16 protein-coding genes and 1 riboswitch are annotated in these 15,732 nt (G+C 38.2%); of the genes, 15 read left to right on the top strand and 1 reads right to left on the bottom strand.

Annotation, left to right across the window (positions count from 1 at the left end):
• The first annotated feature begins 17 nt into the window (after positions 1-17).
• The 8 genes from K4422_RS05175 (at position 18) to thiT (ending at position 8,920) form a co-directional block, all read left to right on the top strand.
• On the top strand, positions 18-809 hold the full coding sequence (locus K4422_RS05175; RefSeq protein ID WP_206902582.1) for a PTS mannose/fructose/sorbose/N-acetylgalactosamine transporter subunit IIC: 792 nt from the start codon (positions 18-20) through the stop codon (positions 807-809).
• The gene (locus K4422_RS05170; RefSeq protein WP_206902581.1) at positions 793-1,614 is read left to right on the top strand and encodes a PTS system mannose/fructose/sorbose family transporter subunit IID; all 822 of its coding nucleotides are present in this window, start codon (positions 793-795) and stop codon (positions 1,612-1,614) included. The genes K4422_RS05175 and K4422_RS05170 overlap by 17 nt, the downstream gene beginning before the upstream one ends.
• 11 nt (positions 1,615-1,625) lie before the next feature.
• Positions 1,626-2,675, top strand: a complete 1,050-nt coding sequence (locus K4422_RS05165) for an SIS domain-containing protein (protein ID WP_230709580.1) — start codon at positions 1,626-1,628, stop codon at positions 2,673-2,675.
• A 24-nt stretch (positions 2,676-2,699) separates the two neighbouring features.
• The gene (locus K4422_RS05160) at positions 2,700-3,704 is read left to right on the top strand and encodes an SIS domain-containing protein (protein ID WP_206902579.1); all 1,005 of its coding nucleotides are present in this window, start codon (positions 2,700-2,702) and stop codon (positions 3,702-3,704) included.
• Positions 3,705-3,989: 285 nt separating this feature from the next.
• Entirely contained in the window at positions 3,990-5,363 is a 1,374-nt protein-coding gene (gene glmU, locus K4422_RS05155; RefSeq protein ID WP_230709577.1) for a bifunctional UDP-N-acetylglucosamine diphosphorylase/glucosamine-1-phosphate N-acetyltransferase GlmU, read from the top strand.
• 603 nt (positions 5,364-5,966) lie between these two features.
• The gene (locus tag K4422_RS05150; protein ID WP_206902577.1) at positions 5,967-6,944 is read left to right on the top strand and encodes a ribose-phosphate diphosphokinase; all 978 of its coding nucleotides are present in this window, start codon (positions 5,967-5,969) and stop codon (positions 6,942-6,944) included.
• Positions 6,945-7,192: 248 nt separating this feature from the next.
• Positions 7,193-8,017: a hypothetical protein gene (locus K4422_RS05145; RefSeq protein WP_230709575.1), complete on the top strand. Its 825-nt coding sequence runs from the start codon at positions 7,193-7,195 to the stop codon at positions 8,015-8,017.
• 110 nt (positions 8,018-8,127) lie between these two features.
• Positions 8,128-8,227: riboswitch (TPP riboswitch) on the top strand.
• Positions 8,228-8,317: 90 nt separating this feature from the next.
• Positions 8,318-8,920, top strand: coding sequence for an energy-coupled thiamine transporter ThiT (gene thiT, locus K4422_RS05140; protein ID WP_230709573.1), 603 nt, complete (start codon positions 8,318-8,320; stop codon positions 8,918-8,920).
• 158 nt (positions 8,921-9,078) lie between these two features.
• Here the strand turns inward: thiT and K4422_RS05135 are convergent, their stop codons facing one another.
• On the bottom strand, positions 9,079-9,858 hold the full coding sequence (locus K4422_RS05135) for a hypothetical protein (protein WP_206902574.1): 780 nt from the start codon (positions 9,856-9,858) through the stop codon (positions 9,079-9,081).
• Between the two features lie 338 nt (positions 9,859-10,196).
• Between K4422_RS05135 and K4422_RS05130 the strand changes: the two genes are divergently transcribed.
• The 7 genes from K4422_RS05130 (at position 10,197) to rpoZ (ending at position 15,558) form a co-directional block, all read left to right on the top strand.
• On the top strand, positions 10,197-10,910 hold the full coding sequence (locus K4422_RS05130; RefSeq protein WP_206902573.1) for a class A sortase: 714 nt from the start codon (positions 10,197-10,199) through the stop codon (positions 10,908-10,910).
• Between the two features lie 182 nt (positions 10,911-11,092).
• Positions 11,093-12,766, top strand: coding sequence for a patatin-like phospholipase family protein (locus K4422_RS05125; RefSeq protein ID WP_230709571.1), 1,674 nt, complete (start codon positions 11,093-11,095; stop codon positions 12,764-12,766).
• 195 nt (positions 12,767-12,961) lie between these two features.
• On the top strand, positions 12,962-13,183 hold the full coding sequence (locus tag K4422_RS05120) for a YdbC family protein (RefSeq protein ID WP_206902571.1): 222 nt from the start codon (positions 12,962-12,964) through the stop codon (positions 13,181-13,183).
• A gap of 12 nt (positions 13,184-13,195) precedes the next feature.
• Positions 13,196-14,080: a YicC/YloC family endoribonuclease gene (locus K4422_RS05115; protein WP_230709569.1), complete on the top strand. Its 885-nt coding sequence runs from the start codon at positions 13,196-13,198 to the stop codon at positions 14,078-14,080.
• A 59-nt stretch (positions 14,081-14,139) separates the two neighbouring features.
• A complete protein-coding gene (locus tag K4422_RS05110) occupies positions 14,140-14,421 on the top strand; it encodes a hypothetical protein (protein ID WP_230709567.1) in 282 nt (93 codons plus the stop codon).
• Between the two features lie 211 nt (positions 14,422-14,632).
• On the top strand, positions 14,633-15,247 hold the full coding sequence (gmk, locus tag K4422_RS05105) for a guanylate kinase (RefSeq protein ID WP_206902568.1): 615 nt from the start codon (positions 14,633-14,635) through the stop codon (positions 15,245-15,247).
• 5 nt (positions 15,248-15,252) lie between these two features.
• A complete protein-coding gene (gene rpoZ / locus K4422_RS05100) occupies positions 15,253-15,558 on the top strand; it encodes a DNA-directed RNA polymerase subunit omega (RefSeq protein WP_206902567.1) in 306 nt (101 codons plus the stop codon).
• Positions 15,559-15,732: the final 174 nt, after the last annotated feature.

The raw sequence follows: 15,732 nt of genomic DNA, 5'->3' as shown, positions 1-15,732 counted from the left end.
AGAAAGGTAGTGAAGAAATGATTGTACAAGCAATTTTACTAGGCATTGTCGCGTTTATTGCACAATCAGAATACGCATTGGGGACTTCCCTTTTGTCACGTCCGATTGTGACAGGACTATTTACCGGGATTGTATTAGGTGATGTGAAAACCGGCGTTATTATGGGGGCAACACTTGAATTAGCATTTATTGGCTCATTTTCTGTAGGCGCTTCAATTCCACCAGACGTTGTAACTGGCGGTATTTTAGGAACAGCTTTTGCAATTACAGCAGGTGCTGGTACAGAAACGGCACTATTACTTGGCTTACCAATTGCCACTTTGACTTTGATTTTGAAAAATATCTACTTGGGACTTTTGATTCCGATTATGAACCACAAAGCTGATGATTTCGCTGCTGATGGAAATTACAAAGGCGTGGAACGGATGCATTTATTGGCCGGGTTTGGTTTATCGTTGATGCTAGGATTAATCGTCATGATTTCCTTTATGGTAGGAAGTAAAACGATTGGCAATTTACTTGCGATGATTCCAGAATTCGTACAACACGGTTTAGCGGTTGCCACTGGTTTAATTCCTGCACTAGGTTTTGCAATGTTGGCACGCTTATTGATTAACAAAAAAGTAGCACCGTATTTCTTCTTGGGCTTTGCATTGGCGGCGTATTTAGAAATTCCGGTTACAGGAATTGCCATTTTTGGTGCAATTGTCGCAGTTGTTGTAGTTAATATTATGAATGTTCGCAATAACCAAGGTCCACAAGTTCAAGCCACGACTGGGGAGGTAGTTGACGATGACGAAGACTTCTAATACTGAATTAAAAATTACAAAAAAAGATCTAAGTAAAGTATTTTGGCGCTCATTTCAAATGGAATTTTCCTGGAACTATGAACGCCAAATGAACATGGCCTATGCCTATGCGATGATTCCGATTTTGAAAAAACTATATCAAACAAAAGAACAAATGGCAGATGCCTTAAAACGTCACTTGGAATTTTTCAATACGACGCCACATATTGTGACCCTAATTTTAGGGATTAATGCTGCGATGGAAGAAGAAAATGTGAATGATCCTGAATTTGATACTTCTGCGATCGATAGTATTAAAACGTCTTTGATGGGACCTTTAGCAGGGATCGGCGATTCATTTTTCTGGGGCACGCTACGTTTGATTGCTACTGGTGTCGGAACATCACTGGCTTTACAAGGAAATATTTTAGGACCAATCTTGTTTTTGTTAATTTTCAATATTCCCCATATCTTATTTCGCTATCTTGCGACGAGCTGGGGTTATAAACTAGGGACGGGCTTTTTGAAGAAAATTCAAGCAAATGGCATGATGGAAAGCTTAACTTTAGGTGCTTCAATTATCGGGTTGATGGTCGTTGGTGGGATGACTGCCACCATGATCGACATCAATTTGCCAATGAAAATCGGTTCAGGTGAAAATGCAGTTACTGTCCAAAGTATTTTTGATGATATTGTACCGAAAATTTTATGCCTTGGTGTATTTGGAGCTGTCTTTTACCTGCTGAAAAAAGAAGTAAAACCTTTGACCATTTTGTTAGGGTTAGCTGTAGTGGGGATCTTAGGTTCCTTAGTTGGAATTTTCTAGGAGGCTAGCAAATGGAAACGATGTTGGATTATATCAACGAAGAAGAAGTAACGTTAAAAAATATTTTAGATAAATTTACGCTAAAAAAAGTTTCAGGTTTTGAAAAAATCAACAATCTTTTGATTTTGGCGACAGGCTCTTCTTACAATGCCTGTCTGGCTGCCAAAGTCACACTAGAAAAGTTTGCTAATATCTCTGTCACTATCGAAGAACCGTATAATTTTAATCACTATGGTCGCGTGAGTGCTGCAGTCGATGCTGTTTTAGCAGTTTCGCAAAGTGGCAAGAGTGCCTCAACCATCGATGCAATCGCTAAATTAAAAAAAGAAGGTTTGTTTACTTTAGCGCTAACCAGTGACATCACGAGCCCAATTGCAGGAGCGGTCGATGAGGTTATTGATCTTGAAATGGGGATTGAAAAAGTTGGTTTTGTCACGAAAGGTTATGTGACAACTGTCTTGCAGTTATTCTTGCTAGGGTTAACAATTGGTCACAATAAAGGGACATTGACACCAAAACAAGCTGATTTTTATTGCGACGAGTTGGACAAAGTTATCACGGCCATTCCGGCTGTGATTGCAAAAACAAATGATTTCTTTACGTTGCATGAAGACATCTTTAAGTTAGGAACGCGGTTTGTTGCAATTGGTTATGGGCCAAATTGGGGCACAGCAAAAGAATTTGAAACAAAATTTACTGAAACAGTTCGTAAACCTTCACAAGGCTTTGAACTAGAAGCCTATATGCATGGCCCTTATTTAGAAGCAGATAGTGAGCATATATTATTCTTTATTGAAACAAAAAGTGTCAATGAAGCCCGTTCACACGCTTTGAAGTCCTATATGGCGCCATATGTTGGGAAAACGTTAACGATCACAACACAAACAACAAAAGCTCCAGAAAAATTAGGGCTGGAAATAGAATGTGATGAACTTGTTTCATCTTTAGCGCTTGTAATTCCATTCCAAATTTTGGCTTATAAAATTGCAACAGCTAAAGGAATTAATTTAAGTCAACGAATTTTCGATGATTTTGATCGCGTATTAAAAAGTAAAGTATAAAAGTAAATGACAGAGGTGGAAAAAATGTTAAAATTCAACGAACAAAAACAAATTGATGATATTCAAGGTGCATTAGCATTACGACCAGAAGTAGAAAAAATTGTGGATAACGTGTGGGAAAAGGGTTTTGATAATTTGTATTATTTAGGCATTGGCGGAACGTATGCTTCTGCAATGCAGGCAGTGACATATATAAATGGCAAAAGTAATTTACCCGCATACGTGCAACATGCAGCAGAATATTACACAACGGGCAATAAACGTTTAACCAAAGATTCAGTCGTCATTTTATCTTCTGTGACCGGAACTACCCAAGAAGTAGTCAAAGCAGTTGATGAAATTAAAGAAGTAGGCGCAACCTTGATTGGCTTTATTGATACTGCAGATAGCCCATTAGCAAAAAAATGCGATCATGTAATCACTTATCCAGCACCGGGTACAGAACAAATTAAATTCTTTATGGTAGCAGATCGGCTGATGAAAAATAATGGTGAATTTAACGATTATGAAGCATATTATAAAGAACTGGATGCTAGTCTAGCAAAAGGATTAGTCGAAGCGGAAAAACAAGCAGACGCTTTTGGCTTAGAGTTTGCTGAAAAACATCGTCATGATGCAATGCATTACTTCATTGGGGCAGGTAACCAATGGGGAGCAGTCTATTCTTATGCAATGTGTTATTGGGAAGAACAAAGCTGGTTGCGTTCAAAATCAATCCACGCCGCAGAATTTTTACACGGTACTTTAGAAATTGTGGATGAAACGACACCTGTGACCCTTTTCTTAGGTGAAGATGAACAACGACCATTGGCAGAGCGAGTGAAAAACTTATTACCACGTATTTGTGCAAACTATACCTTCATTGATTCAAAAGATTACGCAGTTGAAGGAATCAGCGAAAAATATCGCGGTCGCGTATTATCATTTCTATTGATGCATTGCGTGACGCAACGAATTGATGCACATGTGGAAAAATTAAATTGCCACCCACTAGAAATCCGTCGCTATTACCGTCAATTTGACTATTAAAAAGTATTTGAAAAACCCCTTGTCAAAAACAGTGGCAAGGGGCTTTTTGCACAGGAAAATAAAGATAAATCAAAATTACTTTTCCACAGTGGATAACTTTTTGACAGTCCAATAAAATTTGACGATGTTTTGTGGACAGTGGGGAAAACTTTGTTATTTCGCCTGTATCGGCGTAAAGCAGCTATTTTAAATTGGTCTATCTCGCTTTTCCTTGATTTGCTTGAAATGAGACGGTGATTGGGATAAACTAAAACGGAAGTTAAAAACTTGAAATGAGGGAAACACATGACAGAGCGTTACGGGATTATTCTAGCGGCGGGCAAAGGCACGCGCATGAAATCAAAATTATATAAAGTTTTACATCCAGTTTGTGGAAAACCAATGGTGGAACACATTATTAACCGGGTGGAAGAAACTAAACCAAAAGAAATTATCACAATTGTTGGTCATGGCGCTGAAATGGTGAAGGAACAATTAGGCGATCGCAGTGAATATGCCTTACAAGCAGAACAACTTGGTACCGGTCATGCGGTGATGCAAGCAGCGCAATTTTTGGAAGGTAAAAAAGGCACAACCTTGGTAATTAGTGGCGATACACCACTTTTAACAACGGCGACGTTGAATAATTTATTTGAATACCACCAAGGGAAAAATGCTAGTGCGACGATTTTAACAGCGCAAGCGCCAAACCCAACCGGTTACGGTCGTATTATTCGCGATCACGTTGGTATTGTGGAAAAAATTGTGGAACAAAAAGATGCCTCCCCGGAAGAAGTACGGGTAAAAGAAATTAACACTGGCACTTATTGTTTTGATAATGAATTACTTTTTGATGCATTAAGTAAATTAAACACCGATAATGCGCAAGGAGAATATTACTTAACAGATATTATTGAAATTTTGAAATCAGAAGGCAAAATTGTGGCGGCCTATCAAACAGAAGATTTCGATGAATCACTGGGCGTTAACGATCGTGTGGCGTTAGCCCAAGCGAATCGGATCATGCGCAATCGCATTAATCACCAACACATGCTGAATGGAGTCAGCTTCATTAATCCTGAGGCAACTTATATCGATGCCGGTGTTAAAATCGGAGCTGAAACAGTGATTGAACCTGGTGTTTATCTAAAAGGTCAAACAGTTATTGGCAGTGAATGTCTTATTACAGCTGGCTCTGAAATTGTGGATAGCCAAATTGGCGATCACGTGATTGTGAAGTCTTCTTGTATTGAAGAAAGCATTGTACACAACCATGTGGATATCGGTCCATTTGCCCACTTACGGCCAAAAGCTGAAATTAAAGAAACTGCTCATATTGGCAACTTTGTCGAAGTGAAAAATGCCAAAGTAGGTGAAGGGACAAAAGTTGGTCATTTAACCTATGTGGGCGACGCAACTTTAGGCAAAGAAATTAACGTAGGTTGTGGCGTTGTTTTTGTCAACTACGACGGTAAAAACAAACACCATACCAATGTGGGGGACAACGCCTTTATTGGCTCGGCTTCTAATTTGGTTGCGCCAATTACTGTAGGGGATGGTGCCTTTATCGCAGCGGGTTCAACGATTAATCAAGACGTGCCAAAAGATGCGATGGGAATTGCTAGAGCACGACAAGTTAACAAAGAAAATTATGCAAAAAAATTACCCTATCATAAATAAAATGCAGCAGTAATTAACCAGTGCTAAAAAAATTCGGAGTATACCTACTTTTATAAAGTCGGCATATTCCGAATTTTTTCATTCTTATTGTTGGCGAGTAAAACGAGCTCGAAAAGCTTTTTTAACTGTCTAGCTTCACAAATCACCCCTTCAGCCATAAGCAAAAATTTACGAAAATGGAAAAGCCATTTTAGCAAATTTTGATCTTATGTCTCAGAGGTGACCGATTTGTTCAGCTTTTCAAACTGTCTAGCTTCACAAATCACCCCTTCAGCCATAAGCAAAAATTTACGAAAATGAAAAAGCCATTTTAGCAAATTTTGATCTTATGTCTCAGAGGTGACCGATTTGTTCAGCTTTTCAAACTGTCTAGCATTGCGAAGTAACTTGCTGTGACAATAAGTCAACATTTCAAGAAATTTAAGGAAGAATTTTCAGAAATCCCGTACTTTTTTTGGCGGGCTGTGGGAATTTGCCCAGTCTTTCTCATGGAATTCACTTTGAAAACACTTTCCTACTTGATTTATTAGGCAAAAATGACTACTATTTACTAGGAAGACCAGACAAAAGTAGTTTTAATTGCAGAAGAAAGCGGAGGTTCTCATGTCAAATCATTATTTCGATCCAAGATTGAAGATTTTTGCCTTGAATTCAAATCGTCCTTTGGCGGAAAAAATCGCGGAGGCGGTCGGTGTCGAATTAGGAAAATGCTCAGTAAACCAATTTAGTGATGGCGAAATTCAAGTCAACATTGAAGAAAGTATTCGGGGTGCTCATGTTTATGTAATTCAGTCCACATCAAGTCCTGTTAATGACAATTTGATGGAATTACTAATTATGATTGATGCCTTGAAACGAGCAAGTGCCAAAACAATTAACGTGGTAATGCCTTATTACGGGTATGCCCGTCAAGATAGAAAGGCACGTTCAAGAGAACCAATTACTGCAAAATTAGTTGCAAACATGATTGAAAAAGCAGGTGCAAACCGCGTCTTAACTTTGGATTTACATGCGGCTCAAATCCAAGGATTCTTTGATATTCCAGTGGATCACTTAATGGGCGCACCATTAATTGCCAATTATTTCTTAGAAAAAGGAATTTCAGGGGATGATGTTGTTGTCGTTTCTCCTGACCACGGTGGCGTAACACGGGCGCGTAAATTGGCTGAATTTTTAAAAGCACCAATTGCTATCATCGACAAACGTCGTCCAAAAGCAAACGTGGCTGAAGTTATGAACATTATTGGGCATGTGGAAGGTAAAGTATGTGTGTTAATTGATGATATGATCGACACTGCAGGCACGATTACTCTTGCAGCCAATGCTTTAAAAGAAGCAGGGGCAAAAAGTGTTTATGCATCATGTACCCACCCAGTATTATCTGGCCCGGCAATGCAAAGAATTCAAGATTCAGCGATTGAACGTTGTGTCGTAACAGATTCCATTAACTTGCCTGAAGATCGTCGGATTGAAAAAATTGATGAAATCTCTGTAGGTCCTTTAATGGGAGAAGCAATCAAACGTATTCACGAAAATAAACCCGTTAGTCCGTTGTTTGAAACAAAACAACCAACCAAATAAAGCAACATTTGACTCCTGCCATTTTGGTAGGAGTTTTTTTATAAAGTAAGCATAAATTTCTCAAAGGGATTCCTTTGGCTTTTCTTATTTTAAAGATCGGATTGTTTTTTTGTTAGTTTAGCAACGTTAGCGCTGCTGTTTTAAAAGTTGCAAACAGTTTTTGCGGCCTGTCTGATTGTGTTGTGGGTAAAAATTAAACGTGGAAAAGAACTTATGCTAAAATTAAATAAAAAGCATAAGGAGCATTTATGAACAGGTATATAAAATTTTTTGGTTTCCTTTTTTTGGCACTAGGACTAGGCGGCTGTCAAAAAGTAGATGAAGCCAAAAACACGATTACAAGCATTGCCCAACAACAAGCAAGCATAGAACAAGCAGATAAAAATAAGACGGAGACCACGACAGCAACAAGCCAAACAAAAGAGGACCCACTAGCTTTTTCACAAGATGATTTGGTTCACAAAGTTTTCAGCGGTAAAGCCCAAAAAAAAGATAATCAAACCGTAGAATTTCAGATGAACTTTAATTTGATGCAAATAAAAGATGCCTTAAATCCCACTGCACCGACGCAAAATAATGTTTTATTAGCCGATGCACAGGGCAATAGCATTATTGGAAATGGGAAATTTGAACAAATCAATCCTCAAACTGTAAAATTAAGTGGCCGCAACTGGACGACTTATGAACAAGCTGCCATTACCATTACGCAAATTAAAAAAGGGCAGTGGCAAGTGACGCTCAATGAATCGGGTCTGCCGTATACTACGGCGACTGTCAGCTATGATAAAGAAAAAACAGCACAAGCATTAAAAGATGCAAGTAATTATGGTCAACGAATGACACCCTATGGATTTGCCAGCACTCAGCTTTTCACCGAGCCTGTGAAAACAATCGAAGCAGCAAGTAAAGCTGTGGAAAAAGTCTATGCTTTAAAAGAAGATGAATTAACAGGGGAAGAAAAAACTGTGGATAACCAAGAAACCTTCGTCTTTACTGTGGGTAAACAAATTAACGGCAAAATGGTACAAGAAGTTGTGGTGATACCTGCAACCGGAGAATATTATACGCGGTAAAACGGCAGTTAATTTTTAGTAGATCTTACTAGCATGACAGCTTTAAGCTGTTCTTTCCACAAATAACATAAAATATGCTATGCTGAGTACGTAAAAAAACAAAATAGAATTCGTTCACAAAGGGGAGCCGCTTGGCTGAGATTGTAAGTCTACTAAACCCTTCGTACCTGTATCGATCATTCGAGCGTAGGAATTGTGACAAGTTTGAAGTGCTACTTCTCCTTTGTCCCGAATAGAAGTTTGCGGCGTTTTTGCCGGTCGTAAACTTTGCGTGACGGTTCTTAAAGGAGGATTTTTTTTATGGCAAAAAGACTAGAATTACAAGTATGGGTGGAAGGAACGGTAATTGCTGCAGCGGCAATGGTGCTATCTTTTATTCCGATTCAAACTGCAAATTCGGCCTTTGATCTATCATTGGGGATGGTACCACTTGTTTTATACTCCTACCGGCGGGGCCTTATACCAGGACTAACAGCTGGTTTTGTTTGGGGGCTGTTAAGCATTGTCATTGGGACAGCAATGAAAAATTTTGTTTCAGTACCACAAATAATTTTTGAATATCCCTTTGCTTTTGCATTTGGTGGTTTTGGCGGAATTTTTGCTAAAAAAATCCAGACAGCAGTGGAACACCGGCGTAATACCGCGGTCTTATATGTTGTTTTAGGGGGCGTAGTGGCTGCCTTTGCCCGTTGGTTTTGGCATTTTTGGGCAGGTGTTTTCGTTTGGGGCGCCTACGCACCAGAAGGGATGAACCCTTACTTGTATTCCTTTATCTTAAATGGTGCTTCAGCTTTGGCAAATGCGATTTATGTGGCGGTGGTGTTAGGTATTTTGGTGAAAGTAGCACCACAACTGTTTATTCCAAAACGCAGCCATTTCATTTCAGCGGCGAAATCAAAATAAAAAATAAGGCTTGTGGCAAAAGATTTGTCGCAGGCCTTATTTTAATAAAGGTATTATCAGTAAAATATTTAGTGATTGCTGAAAGATCTGGCGATAACTAGCAGATCTGTTGTAACGTAAGTACCAAATTGGTTTTTGCAGTCAATGGTGTGGGTGGTTTAATTTGGCATTAACAATAAATCGTTGTCTTCATGTTTTAAGTACCAATTTCGTTCTGCTTTACTGTAAATTAAAGTAGCCACCAGCATTTCTGGTTTATCATAGCCGAAAGTGACGCTTTGGCGTAAGCCGCTTTCTTCAACTAAATAAATCGGAATGTGAAATTCTTTATTAACGACTTCACTGCTTTTTAGACAGAAGATAACTCCTTCTTGAAAGAGTCCCTTCATTTCTTTTAAAAGATTTAAATCAAGTTTTTCCACAGGGGTTGCTTTTCTGAAAAAACTGCGACGATCATTTAATTTACCTAATGCAACGCGGGTAATTTTGTCAGCTAAAATACGATAAAATTCGTCTAAATAGCGATAGTAAATTCGCGTTAGGCCATCTTTTAAATCAAAGAAGACAAAATTGTTTTGCAACTTATAAAAAAACGGTGAATGAAGATGCGTTTTCATGTGGCCAAAATATAACAGCTCAGAAATTTCTAGCGGCGTTAATTCTTTTAGCATGGCTGCATCGCTAAAATCAATCCACTTTAAATCTTCGGTAATGCGCCCTTTGCGTACTTCGTCAAAAAAGCGATCAACACTTTCGTTGCCTCGAATAATCTTCATACCGGTATGTGCTTCAAATTCACCGTAGTTTGAGGAAGGATCTAATAAAAGTAAATTACTAGGATAATGCACAATGCCATGAACAAAATCCGCCGGTGTGATTCCGCGGGCCAAAATGGCATTACTCGTTGTATCAATATGTACATAGACCATTTCTGGCATTTTGCCCACTCCTCCTTTATATCACTTTAAGTTATTTTACAATAAACAGTGAGAAAATGCTTGTATCTTTTCTTTTAAGATTATGTTACAACAAGAACACGTTTTTGCAATTATTTCAAACCAATTGTAATAATTTTGCGCTGTGTTCAAGTTGGATTTTCAAATTTTTATGGTAGGTTTATTGAAAAGAAGGGCAAAGTATAAAACACGAGCTAAATATGCTAAAATGACAGTAACAAATAAAAAATTTAACACGAAAATATTTGGTCAGTAAAACCAAATGGGATGTAGTAAGTGAAAGTGGTAGAAAAAATTGCGAAATCAAGGAGAAAAATAACATGAAAAAAAAGTCGCGCCTAAAAAATTGGCTGATTAATTTGTTGTTATTATTATTACTTTTAGTGGGATTGGGTTTAACTTTTAACAATCAAATTAAAAACTTTCTAATTGAGAAAAACGGTGAAAAATATGCCGTATCTGAAGTCACGGCGGCAGAAATTGAAAAAAATCAAAATAAACCAGCTTCCTTTGATTTTGATGCGGTGGTACCTTCTAGCAGTCAGGCAGTCTTTAAAGCACAATTTACTAATCGTAATTTACCAACAATTGGTGGGGTTGCGGTCCCTAAAGTTGGCATTAATCTACCAATCTTTAAAGGGTTAGCAAATGAAGCCTTGTTGTGGGGAGCGGGAACTTTAGAACCCAATCAAAAAATGGGGGAAGGCAACTATGCGTTAGCTTCTCATCGCGCCTATGAGCCAGATTTATTATTCACACCATTAGAGAAAGTGAAAAAAGGTGATACCATTTATTTAACGGATTTAAAAAATATTTACACCTATGAAACAAAAATCATTGTCCGAGTACAACCGACAGAAGTGCAATATTTAGATGTCATTAAGGGAAAAAAACTCGTCACCTTAATTACCTGTGGGGAAATTGAAGGGATAACACGAACGATTGTGCAAGGTGAATTAAAAGAAGTAACACCAGTGAAAGAGGCAACAAAAGAAATGCGGGATGCCTTTGCTTTGAAATCAAAAACTTATTAAATATAAAACAGGTCGCAAGTCTTTGTTGGTTTTTTTATGAAAGCCAAGTAAAGAGATGTGACCTTTTTTCTATTTTCAGACATGAGATTCATAGCAAGAGGCAGTTAGGTTAACTTTTGTTATACTAAAAATAAGCAGGTTTCGTAAATTTTGCAGCATATTTAAGTAAAAGAGGTGAAATAATGCAGACGATAAAACTATATCCCTCTGATTTTATTGACTACCAACCCGTTTTCAAACGTAGTTGTCAACTCTTCTTCTTTTTTGCCAGTAATAGCGCAGCTAGAGCAGATATGAAGCAAAAAGTAAAAGCGGAAACCGTCTGGCAGTTAAGAAAAAAAGATCTGACTGTTTATTTAACTGGTAAGTTGGCAGCTGATAATTTTTTTGATTTGACCAATTTTTTATGGGACAGCGAGCAAAATGGTAGTCGCAAAGGATTGTTGCAATTAGTAGACAATTTTTGTCGCATGAATTTTTTTTCAGGCCTACGCTTTGAACTTGATCCTAAAAGAATTTCAACTGAAGTTTTTAACTGGCTGATAGCTAATGATTTTCACGTAGAAAAAGGAGTCTTTAGCCGCCGCTGTCAGTATCAAACGGCGCTAGTTTTAGGCGGTGGTGGAGCCAGAGGAGCCTATCAAATTGGCGTGTGGCGGGCATTACAAGAGCTAAAAATTAATTTTTCCATTGTAACAGGAACTTCTGTGGGCGCGTTAAATGGCGGTTTGATTTTATTAAATGACTTAAAGGCAGCTAGCCAACTTTGGGAAAGTTTAAGTACCGATCAAGTATTGCAATTCCCCGCGGCCACAGCAGATACTCACGCCTTAAATTTATTATTGCGCCAAGTTCGCTCCCTTACCTTTACTGCTTTGCGGGAAAATGGTGCGAGTACGGAACCGTTAAGTCGTTTAATGCAAAAAATTTTTGATGGAAAGAAAATGTTACAAAGTAAAAAGCAGTTATATGTTTGTACCACGCGACTGTCAGATTTTAGTGAGCATGTGTATCACTTTAAAAAAGAACAATTAAAAACAGCGCTCCAGTGGTTAGGCGCCTCTGCGTCTTTTTATCCGGCGATGAAAGCTACTGAGATTGCGGGGGATTTTTATATCGACGGGGGGTATCGTAATAATGTACCTGTTGATGTTGCTGTGGCAAAGGGGGCAACAGAATGCATTGTAGTCGATGTAAAAGGTCCTGGTTTCACTAAAAATTATCAACCCCCATCAAATGTGGCTACGATTTCGTTATCTTCACCTTGGACATTGGGGAGTTTTTTGGTTTTTGATCCGCAGCGTTCCAAGTACAATTTACGGCTAGGCTATTTGGAGACGCTGAAATATTTTCAGCGGTATACCGGTTTTTGGTATACTTTTGTAAAAGAAGATTTCAATGGATTATGGCAGCAATTTTGCAAGCAATTACGAAAGCAACAGCATCCACTATGGCAAATTATTAAAGCGCCTTATTTTTGGCGTAAGTTAAAAAATGCTTATGGGAAAAAAGTTTCCTTTGAAACTGCCGGCTTAGCCATAGCAGAACTTAGTGGCGTTTGGTTAAATGTCTTGCCAGATGAAATTTATCAACAAGAGTTTTTTATAACCCAAGTAAAACAGGCTTGTGCAGGCCAAATGGGGGAATTTAACGCCACCTTATCTGTAGCAGAGTGGCTGCATTTATACCGAGAACGATTAGTTGCATGGTCAGATTCCCGGTTGTTTTTATCTTTTTTTCAATTAAAAGAATACCCGTTTAATTTCCCACAAACTTTACTGGAAAATTTAGCCATCAGCATTGTTACCGCTGAATTTAGCAAGTACGTGTTTTGTGAGTATCCAGAAGCTTTGTAAAAGAGGTGATGCAGCAGATTTCTTAGCGGCTATTTGCTGATTATCAGGAGTAAGGCTGCCTCATTGCGCTATTAAAATGAAAGGTAACGAAGCTATCGCTAGTGAGAAGGAAACTAGCGGGATTTATCGTGAAAGGAAATAGTTTGTTAGGAAATTACGTATTATAATAAAGAAGAAATACTGGGAGGAAGACAAATGGCACAAGAATTTTCATATGAAATTTTAGAAGAAATTGCCGTCTTATCTGAAAACGATAAAGGCTGGCGCAAAGAATTAAATATTGTGAGTTGGAACGGGCGAGCGCCTAAATTTGATTTGCGGGACTGGGGTCCAGATCATGAAAAAATGGGAAAAGGTATCACCTTAAGTAATGAAGAATTTTCAGCTTTACAACAAGCGTTAAAATCGATGGAGTAGGAGCCAAAAAATATGAAGAGTATGACAGGTTTTGGTAAAGCCAGCGTAGAAAGTTCAGCTTACCAAGTGGAAGTCGAAATAAAAAGTGTCAATCATCGTTTTTTAGATTTGCAAATTCGCAACCCAAAACAAATTAATGAATTGGAAAATAGTATTCGCCAAACCGTGAAAAAATCGGTCCAAAGAGGGCGAGTAGAGGTCTTTGTCACCATTAATGAACTGGGTGATACCAATAAAGAGGTGATGATTCATTGGCCGCTTGTAGACAAACTGGTGAATGAATTGCAAAGAGAAGCGGCTGCTCGTTATGGAGAACCGCAAGTATCGGTGGCCAGAATTTTAGAGCAAGTCATAACGCTGCCTGATTATGTGGAAGTAAAGCAAGATAAAGCAGATAATACGCAATTAGAATCCTTCGTGGTGGCAGCCGTAAGTCAAGCGACTGAGGCATTAAATACTAGCCGTCAACAAGAAGGAGCAGCTATTTTAGCGATTTTAACAGAAAACGCACAGGCACTTTCAGGACAATTGGAGCTGTTAAAACAATTTAATAAAACCTTCGAAGAGACCTTTAAAACACGTTTCGAGCAAAAATTGCAAGAATATCTTGGGAATCAAGTCGATCAAGAACGGTTATTAACCGAGATGGCGTTATTAATTGAACGAGGGGACATCCATGAAGAATTGGATCGCTTGGCGATTCATTTGCAAAAATTTGCTGCTATTTTACAAAAAGAAGAGGCCGTAGGAAGAGAATTAGATTTTCTTATTCAAGAAATGAATCGCGAGATCAATACTATTGGCTCCAAAAGTTCGGCAATTGAAATTAAGGAATTTGTCGTACAAATGAAAACAATCGTGGAGAAAATTCGTGAACAGGTGCAAAATATTGAATAACAGTATGTGATACCAAAATAAGTTAAATAAAAAAATTGGTTTAGAAAGGATGAATTAAAATGAAATATTATGATATTACTTTCCATGAAGTTTCCGGTCGCGCTGTCATAAAACGAGGGGTGCCTTCTGAACAAGCGCCTTTTGACGCATGGAAAGATGCTTGTGTCAAAGTTACACCTGAACAATTATTTTTGATGGTAAATGAAACGAATGTCATTTTGGAGCGAAAATTTATTACGCGAACGGATGTTGAAGAAGTCGCTGATCCAATCGATACAAATCAAAAACGTAAAGATGAGTTTACGACGATTGTTAATACATTATCCAATATGGGATTTTAAATTATTTTTAAAGGATAAGGAAAATAACGAGTTTTCAAAAATCAGCCCCTGATGGCACAAAAGCTAAGGAAATTTGCCAAGGTTTTTTACTCAAAATAAGCTTTTTATTCAAAGGTAGCAATTTTGGACATTTGCGTCTATAATAGAATCACTGTTAAAATTTGCGTAAAGTAAAAGTTGACCAGCAAACAAGAAGTGAAAGGACGTCAGTATGTCAGAGCGAGGCTTATTAATTGTATTATCAGGGCCTTCAGGTGTTGGTAAGGGGACTGTGCGAAAGGCAATTTTTGAAAGTGATGATAATGACTTTCAATATTCCATTTCCATGACTACCCGTGCAATGCGAGAAGGAGAAGTTGATGGGGTCGATTATTATTTTCGTACCCGGGAAGAATTTGAAGAATTAATCGAAGCTGGGCAAATGCTAGAGTATGCGGAATATGTCGGCAACTACTACGGCACCCCTCTTTCTTATGTTGAAAAAACATTAGATGAAGGCAAAGATGTATTTCTTGAAATTGAGGTCCAAGGAGCCCGCCAAGTGAAAGAAAAAGTGCCAGATGGCGTTTTTATCTTCCTGACACCGCCGGATTTACATGAATTAAAATCCCGCATTGTTGGTCGCGGAACAGATGCCGCTGAAGTGATTGAAGAGCGGATGAAAGTTGCCAGAGAAGAAATTGAAATGATGGCACTTTATGATTATGCCGTTGTAAATGATGAAGTGCTCCTTGCAGTAGAGCGAATCAAAGAAATTATTGCCAGCGAACACTTTAGAGTCGATCGCGTGATCGGCAAATACATTAAAATGTTAAAGGAGATGTAGTCAAAATGATGCTACGCCCATCTATCGACTCATTATTAGATCGAGTAAACTCAAAATATTCATTAGTAATTTTATCAGCTAAACGCGCCCATGAATTAGATGCAGGGGCTAAACCAACGTTGGATCAATTTGAATCTGTTAAAAACGTTGGCCGTGCGCTAGAAGAAATTGATGCGGAAACATTGGTTAACGATCCTCATCCAGAAGTAAAACGAGCACGTTTGAAAATGGAACAAGAAGAAAACCAAGCGGTACAAAAACGAGAACAACAAGAATTAGAAGCTCGTATTCGTGAAGAACAAAACTTATAGACTTATATAGACAAAGGATGTGGCATGTTGTATTCATACAACGTGCCACATTTTTTGGCAATTACCATTCAACTAAAGTGTACACGGCCTTAGCTAAGCGCTAAGCGAGTTTACAAAGCTTTTCTTATGTAGTTTAATGGCAATTTCTAAATTTTCCTTTATTAACAGACAAAC

This window comes from Enterococcus sp. SMC-9, assembly GCF_021011285.1.
GTDB lineage: Bacteria > Bacillota > Bacilli > Lactobacillales > Enterococcaceae > Enterococcus_C > Enterococcus_C montenegrensis.
Note: the sequence above shows the minus strand (reverse complement) of the source record. Positions and strands in the feature narration are given on the sequence as shown.

What these genes read in the sequence shown, in the direction of transcription:
- K4422_RS05145 (WP_230709575.1), top strand. Translation starts at nt 7,193, where the DNA reads ATGAACAGGTATATAAAATTTTTTGGTTTCCTTTTTTTGGCACTAGGA.
- K4422_RS05150 (WP_206902577.1), top strand. Translation starts at nt 5,967, where the DNA reads ATGTCAAATCATTATTTCGATCCAAGATTGAAGATTTTTGCCTTGAAT.
- glmU (WP_230709577.1), top strand. Translation starts at nt 3,990, where the DNA reads ATGACAGAGCGTTACGGGATTATTCTAGCGGCGGGCAAAGGCACGCGC.
- K4422_RS05125 (WP_230709571.1), top strand. Translation starts at nt 11,093, where the DNA reads ATGCAGACGATAAAACTATATCCCTCTGATTTTATTGACTACCAACCC.
- K4422_RS05130 (WP_206902573.1), top strand. Translation starts at nt 10,197, where the DNA reads ATGAAAAAAAAGTCGCGCCTAAAAAATTGGCTGATTAATTTGTTGTTA.
- K4422_RS05175 (WP_206902582.1), top strand. Translation starts at nt 18, where the DNA reads ATGATTGTACAAGCAATTTTACTAGGCATTGTCGCGTTTATTGCACAA.
- K4422_RS05170 (WP_206902581.1), top strand. Translation starts at nt 793, where the DNA reads ATGACGAAGACTTCTAATACTGAATTAAAAATTACAAAAAAAGATCTA.
- thiT (WP_230709573.1), top strand. Translation starts at nt 8,318, where the DNA reads ATGGCAAAAAGACTAGAATTACAAGTATGGGTGGAAGGAACGGTAATT.
- rpoZ (WP_206902567.1), top strand. Translation starts at nt 15,253, where the DNA reads ATGATGCTACGCCCATCTATCGACTCATTATTAGATCGAGTAAACTCA.
- K4422_RS05135 (WP_206902574.1), bottom strand. Translation starts at nt 9,858, where the DNA reads ATGCCAGAAATGGTCTATGTACATATTGATACAACGAGTAATGCCATT.
- gmk (WP_206902568.1), top strand. Translation starts at nt 14,633, where the DNA reads ATGTCAGAGCGAGGCTTATTAATTGTATTATCAGGGCCTTCAGGTGTT.
- K4422_RS05160 (WP_206902579.1), top strand. Translation starts at nt 2,700, where the DNA reads ATGTTAAAATTCAACGAACAAAAACAAATTGATGATATTCAAGGTGCA.
- K4422_RS05110 (WP_230709567.1), top strand. Translation starts at nt 14,140, where the DNA reads ATGAAATATTATGATATTACTTTCCATGAAGTTTCCGGTCGCGCTGTC.
- K4422_RS05120 (WP_206902571.1), top strand. Translation starts at nt 12,962, where the DNA reads ATGGCACAAGAATTTTCATATGAAATTTTAGAAGAAATTGCCGTCTTA.
- K4422_RS05165 (WP_230709580.1), top strand. Translation starts at nt 1,626, where the DNA reads ATGGAAACGATGTTGGATTATATCAACGAAGAAGAAGTAACGTTAAAA.
- K4422_RS05115 (WP_230709569.1), top strand. Translation starts at nt 13,196, where the DNA reads ATGAAGAGTATGACAGGTTTTGGTAAAGCCAGCGTAGAAAGTTCAGCT.